Source organism: Bradyrhizobium genosp. SA-3 (genome assembly GCF_004212635.1).
Lineage (GTDB): Bacteria > Pseudomonadota > Alphaproteobacteria > Rhizobiales > Xanthobacteraceae > Bradyrhizobium.
In genome coordinates, this window is record NZ_PSRT01000249.1 from 1 (window position 1) to 6,041 (window position 6,041).

Annotated in this window: 5 protein-coding genes; all 5 read right to left on the bottom strand. The window is 65.3% G+C overall.

All coding sequences use genetic code 11. From position 1 onward, the window contains the following. Positions 1-156 precede the first annotated feature (156 nt). The 5 genes from CWO91_RS41185 to CWO91_RS41205 are packed head-to-tail and all read right to left on the bottom strand — an operon-like array spanning position 157 to position 5,638. A complete protein-coding gene (locus CWO91_RS41185) occupies positions 157-1,149 on the bottom strand; it encodes an ABC transporter ATP-binding protein (protein WP_130221025.1) in 993 nt (330 codons plus the stop codon). Continuing rightward, the gene (locus CWO91_RS41190; RefSeq protein WP_165406062.1) at positions 1,146-2,135 is read right to left on the bottom strand and encodes an ABC transporter ATP-binding protein; all 990 of its coding nucleotides are present in this window, start codon (positions 2,133-2,135) and stop codon (positions 1,146-1,148) included. Before CWO91_RS41190 ends, CWO91_RS41185 begins: the two co-directional genes overlap by 4 nt. Before the next feature lie 19 nt (positions 2,136-2,154). Continuing rightward, positions 2,155-3,078 (bottom strand): ABC transporter permease, encoded by a 924-nt coding sequence (locus CWO91_RS41195; RefSeq protein ID WP_130221026.1) that lies wholly within the window; start codon positions 3,076-3,078, stop codon positions 2,155-2,157. Then, the gene (locus tag CWO91_RS41200; protein ID WP_091887701.1) at positions 3,075-4,016 is read right to left on the bottom strand and encodes an ABC transporter permease; all 942 of its coding nucleotides are present in this window, start codon (positions 4,014-4,016) and stop codon (positions 3,075-3,077) included. The genes CWO91_RS41195 and CWO91_RS41200 overlap by 4 nt, the downstream gene beginning before the upstream one ends. Before the next feature lie 17 nt (positions 4,017-4,033). Next, entirely contained in the window at positions 4,034-5,638 is a 1,605-nt protein-coding gene (locus tag CWO91_RS41205) for an ABC transporter substrate-binding protein (protein WP_130221027.1), read from the bottom strand. Between the last annotated feature and the right edge of the window lie 403 nt (positions 5,639-6,041).

Consider the following 6,041-nt stretch of genomic DNA (forward strand, 5'->3'; position numbering starts at 1 on the left):
CCCGCTCGCGGGAGAGGTCGGCGCGCAGCGCCGGGTGAGGGCTTTCTCCTCTAGGGGACTGTCCCATTGCGGAGACACCCTCTCCCCAACCCTCTCCCGCAAGCGGGAGAGGGAGCGCACCTTCGGTGCAGCAAACAAGCCTGATCTCATCACGCTTTAGCTGCTCGTCGCGGCAACGCCCTCTTCGAGATGACAGGCCACCCACTGCTCGGCTCCAATCGCACGAAGCGCCGGCTCCTCGGTCCGGCAGCGATCGAAGACGAAGGGGCAGCGGGTGTGGAAGCGGCATCCGCGCGGCGGATTGATCGGGCTCGGCACGTCGCCTTTGAGGATGATGGGATGGCGCTGGGCGCCGGGCTCGGGCAGCGGCACCGCTGAGAGCAGCGCCTTGGTGTAAGGGTGTCTCGGTGCCGCAAAGATCTCGCGGCGCGGGGCGACCTCAACGATCTTGCCGAGATACATCACCGCGACGCGGTGGGTCATGTGCTCGACGATCGCGAGATCATGGCTGATGAACAAGAGCGCGAGGCCGAACTCGCGCTGGAGATCCTGGAGCAGGTTGACGATCTGCGCCTTGACCGAGACGTCGAGCGCGGAGACAGCCTCGTCGCACACGATCAGCTCGGGCTCGGCCGCCAGCGCCCGCGCGATCCCGATGCGCTGGCGCTGGCCGCCGGAGAACTCGTGTGGCCGGCGGTTCAGCGCCTCGCGCGGCAGGCGCACGGTATCCATCAACGCGGTGACGCGCACCTCGAGGTCTTCCGCCGACTTGGCGAGACCGAAATTGCGGATCGGCTCGGCCAGGATGTCGCGCACGCGCATGCGCGGATTGAGGCTCGAGAACGGATCCTGGAACACGACCTGCACGCGGCGGCGCATCTGACGCATCGTGCTCGGCGCGGCGTCGTCGATCCGCTGACCATCGAGGATGACCTGCCCCGCAGTGATGTCGAACAGCCGCAGGATGGCGCGGCCGACCGTCGACTTGCCGCAGCCGGACTCGCCGACCAGCGACAGTGTCTCGCCGCGCGCGATCTCGAACGACACGCCGTCGACTGCATAGACGAATTCGGACTTGCGGCCGAACAGGCCGGTCTTGACCGGAAAGTGCTTCTTGAGGTCGTTGACCTGGAGCAGCGGAGGACTCATGCCGCGACAGCTCCCTTGGCCGCATAGTGGCAGGCGGCGATGTGACGGGGTCCCTTCTCTTCGAGCCCCGGCGCATATTGCCGGCAGAGATCGGTCGCAAGCGCACAGCGCCCGGCAAAGACGCAGCCGGTGATGGGCTTGCGGAGGTCAGGCACCTGCCCCGGGATCTCGGCGAGCCGCGTTGCCGTCCCGGCGAGCGAGGAGCCAAGCTTCGGCACCGCGCCGAGCAGCCCCTGCGTATAGGGATGGCGCGGCGAGCGAAACAGCTCGGCGACCGGCGCTTCCTCGACCTTGCGGCCGGCATACATCACCATCACGCGCTCGGCGATTTCGGCGACGACGCCGAGATCGTGGGTGATCAGGATGATGGCGGCCCCAACCCGGCGCTTGAGGTCCAGCATCAGCTTGAGAATTTGCGCCTGGATGGTCACGTCGAGGGCGGTGGTCGGCTCGTCCGCAATGAGGAGCTTCGGATTGCAGGCGAGCGCGATGGCGATCATGACGCGCTGGCGCATGCCGCCGGAGAGCTGGTGCGGATATTCGCGCACGCGCCGCTTCGGCTCGGGAATGCCGACCAGCGTCAGCATCTCGATCGCGTGCGCTTCCGCAGCCTGCTTGTCGAGGCCCTGATGGATCATCAAGGTCTCGCGGATTTGGCGGCCGACGGTGAGCACCGGGTTCAGGCTCGTCATCGGCTCCTGGAAGATCATCGAGATGTCGTTGCCGCGGATGGCGCGCATCTCGCGATCGGACAGTTGCAGCAGGTCCCTGCCCGCAAAGCGGATGGCGCCAGCGATCCTGCCCGGCGGCTCCGGGACCAAGCGCATCAGCGACATCGAGGTCACCGACTTGCCGCAGCCGGATTCGCCGACGATGGCGAGCGTCTCGCCTTCGTTGACATGGAAGGACACGCCATCGACGGCGCGGTTGATGCCGCCGGGGGTGCGGAAATGGGTCTGGAGGTTTTCGACTTCGAGCAGCGCCATCGCGATCAGCCTCGATACATCAGAGGCTCTTGGCCATGCGCGGATCGAGCGCATCGCGAAGGCCATCGCCAAGCAGGTTCACGGCGAGCACCGTGACGGACAGGAACGCCGCCGGAAAGAACACGATGTAGGGCTTGACCTGCCACAACGCGCGGCCCTCGGCCATGATGTTGCCCCAGGACGGAATGGTCGGCGGCGTGCCGGCGCCGATGAAGGACAGGATCGCCTCCGTGATCATGGCGCTGGCGCAGATATAGGTCGCCTGCACCAGCATCGGCGCCACCGTGTTGGGCAGGATGTGGCGCAAAATGATCATCGGCGTGCGTGTGCCGCAGGCGACCGCTGCGTCTACATAGGGCTGCTCGCGCAGCGACAGCACCACGCTGCGCACGAGGCGTGAGACGCGCGGGATTTCCGCGATGGTGATGGCCAGAATGACGTTGCCGACGCTGCCGCGGGTCAACGCCATCAGCGCGATGGCGAGCAGGATCGGCGGGATCGACATCAGCCCGTCCATGAAGCGCATCAGGATGCCGTCGGCCCAGCGGATGAAGCCCGAGACCATGCCGATGGCAAGGCCCGCCGCGGATGCGATGATCGCAACTGAAAGCCCGACCGTGAGCGAGACCCGCGCACCAAACAGCACGCGCGAATAGATGTCGCGGCCGAGCACGTCGGTGCCGAACCAGAAATCGGCCGACGGCGCCCGCGTACGCTTGGCCGGTGCGAGCGCGGTCGGGTCGACCGTTCCGAGATGGGCTGCGAAGATCGCGATCAGGACCAGCGTCAGCAGCAGCGCGCCACCGATCGCGACGGTGGGATGGCCGCGCAAGAGCCCGATGAAGCCGCGCCTGATCGTGACCGGCCGGAGGATCTCGGGCAGTTGCGGCGCGACGACGAGGCCGGCGGGAAGCGATTGCGAATTGACGGTCGTATCGGTCAATAGCGGATCCTCGGGTCAACGAGCGTGTAGATGACGTCGATCATCAAATTGACGAGGACGTAGACGAAGCTGAATAGCAGCACGATGCCCTGGATGACGGGATAGTCGCGGCGCAGGATCGCATCGATCGTGAGCCGGCCGAGGCCGGGGATCGCGAACACGCTCTCCGTGACCACCGCGCCGCCGATCAGGAGCGCGATGCCGATCCCGATCACGGTCACGATCGGAACTGCCGCATTCTTCAGCGCGTGAATGAACAGAATGCCGCCCTGCCCGAGGCCCTTGGCGCGCGCGGTGCGAATATAGTCCTGCTGCAACACTTCGAGCATGGCCGCGCGGGTGATGCGCGCGACCAGCGCGATATAGACGCACCCGAGCGCGATTGCCGGCAGAATCAGGTTCTCGAGCCATGGCCAGAAGCCTGCCGTGAGCGGCGTATAGCCCTGCACCGGAAGCCATTCCAATTCGAGCGCGAAGACGTAGGCGAGCATGTAGCCGACCACGAAGACGGGCAGCGAAAAGCCGAACACGGCAAAGCCCATGATGACGCGGTCGATCAGGCTGCCGGCCTTCCAGGCCGCCACCACCCCGAGCGGCACCGCGACCACGATCGTGAGCAGGAGCGTGACGATCATCAGCGACAGCGTCGGTCCGAGACGCTGGCCGATCATCGCCGATACCGGCAGATTGGTGAAGATCGAGGTGCCGAGATCGCCGTGCAGGATGCGCCAGACCCAGCTTCCGAACTGGACCAGGAAGGGACGATCGAGGCCTAGGCTCTGGCGGATGCGCTCCACATCCTCCGGGCTCGCCTGGTCGCCCGCGATCACCACGGCGGGATCGCCCGGCGCGATGTAGAGCAGGCTGAACACGAACAGCGCGACGATCGCCATCACCGGCAAGGTCGCGACGATGCGACGGAGGATGTAAGAGAGCATCTGGCTTCAGCGCACGATCATGCGGACTTCGATACGCCCCAGAAGAACGGCAGCGGCCCCTTGGTGATGCCGGAGACGTTCTTGCGCCAGGCCGTATAGGTCAGGAAGAAGCCCGTCGGCGCGTAGACGACATCCTCGAGCGCCGCCTTATTGACCCGCCCGATCGCCGCCTTTTCTTCCTCGAGATTCTTGGCCTCGAACCAGGCCGTGATTTCCTTCTCGGTATTCGGGCTATTGGGCCAGCCGAACCAGGCCTTGTCGCCATTGGCGCGAATGGCGGTGTAGGCGGCGGGCGTGATGCAGTCGGCGCCGGCATGCCAGCTGTGGAACATGTTCCAGCCGCCCTGCCCGGGCGGCGTCTTCTGCGCCCGGCGAGAACCAACCGTGCCCCAATCGGTCGCGACGAAGTCGACATTCATGCCAAGCCGTTTCAGGAGGTCCGCGGTGACGTCGCCTTGCGCCTTCGTGATCGGCTGGTCCTGCGCCACCAAACACGTCACCGGCTGGCCGGAATAGCCGCTCTCGGCCAGCAGCTTCTTGGCGGCATCGAAGTCGCGCTTGCCCTTCAGGATCTCACCGCCCAGTTCGCTGTAGAGCGGCGTATCGGGCGTGAAGAAGCCGGGCAGCGGCTTCCACAGCGCGGTGTCGTCGCCGACGATCGCGCGCATATAATCTTCCTGGCTCAGCGCCATCAGCACCGCGCGCCGCGCCCGCACGTCGTTGAACGGCGCGAACAGGTGGTTCATGCGGAACGAGCCGATATTGCCGAGGGGATCACCGATATCGACGCTGATGTTCTTGTTCTTCTTCAGCACGGGCACAAGATCGGCGATCGGGTTCTCCCACCAGTCGACCTCGCCGTTCTGCAACGCAGCCGCCGCGGTCGCCGGGTCCGGCATCACCACCCACTCCACGCGATCAATCAGGATCTGCTTGCCGCCGGCAAGCCAGGATGCCTTCTCCTGCCGCGGCACGTAATCGGCGAACTTCTCGAACACCGCTTTCGCGCCGGGCACCCATTCGCCCTTGACGAACTTCATCGGACCGGAGCCGACATAGTCGGTGATCTGCTTGAACGGATCGGTCTGTGCGATGCGCTCCGGCATGATGAACGAGCAAGGCGAATTGTTCTTCGCCAGCGCGTAAAGCATCTTCGGATAGGGCTGTTTCAGCACCCATTTGAAGGTGCGGTCGTCAACAGCGGTCAATTCCTGCTGGAGCGCCTTGATCATAAGGCCCATCGGATCGCGGGCCGCCCAGCGGGAAAGGCTCGCGACGACGTCCTTGCTCAGCACCGGCTCGCCGTCATGGAACTTGAGGCCAGACCTTAAGCGGAATGTCCAGGTCTTGCCGTCGTCGGAGGTCTCCTCGGACTCGACCATCTGCCGCTGCGGCTGCAGGGAGGAATCGATGCCGTAGAGCGTGTCCCAGACCATCGCGGCAGCATTGCGCACGACGTATTGGGTGCCCCAGATCGGATCGAAATTGGCGAGATTCGCTTGCGGCACGAAGCGCAACGTGCGCGCCGCCGCGCCTTGCGACAGCGCAGGGGCCGAGAGGCCACCCGTCAACGCCAGACCGCCCGCGCCGGCCAGTCCCTTCAATACGGTCCTGCGATCCATGAAGTCCTCCCAGTATTGCCGTGATGCCGGCCATCATTGGCCAAGGGCAGGTGAAACCAGAGCCCATTGGCGTGCAAATGGTATGCCACTAACCGCGCCTTCGCCAGCGGGATTTGGGGGACTTCGCGCCTCCTGGCAGACGCTGCCGCGATCAAGCGCGGCGCATCGCTGTCACGGCATGTTCTACCGGAGCTTTTCGTTTCCGCTCGCCAGAAGGATGCAGGGAACGCTGTATGCATCCGCGAAGGGACTCGCGGTGGCGACGATCATGGCCACCGGCCGCGCTGATGTGCCCTGTCACGCTGTCCGCGCGGGCACAGGATCGCAGCCAGGGCAATCGCATATGGTATTTTGAGCGGCCTGAGCGCGCGCCTCGTCCTTCGAGACGCTTGCTTCGCAAGCT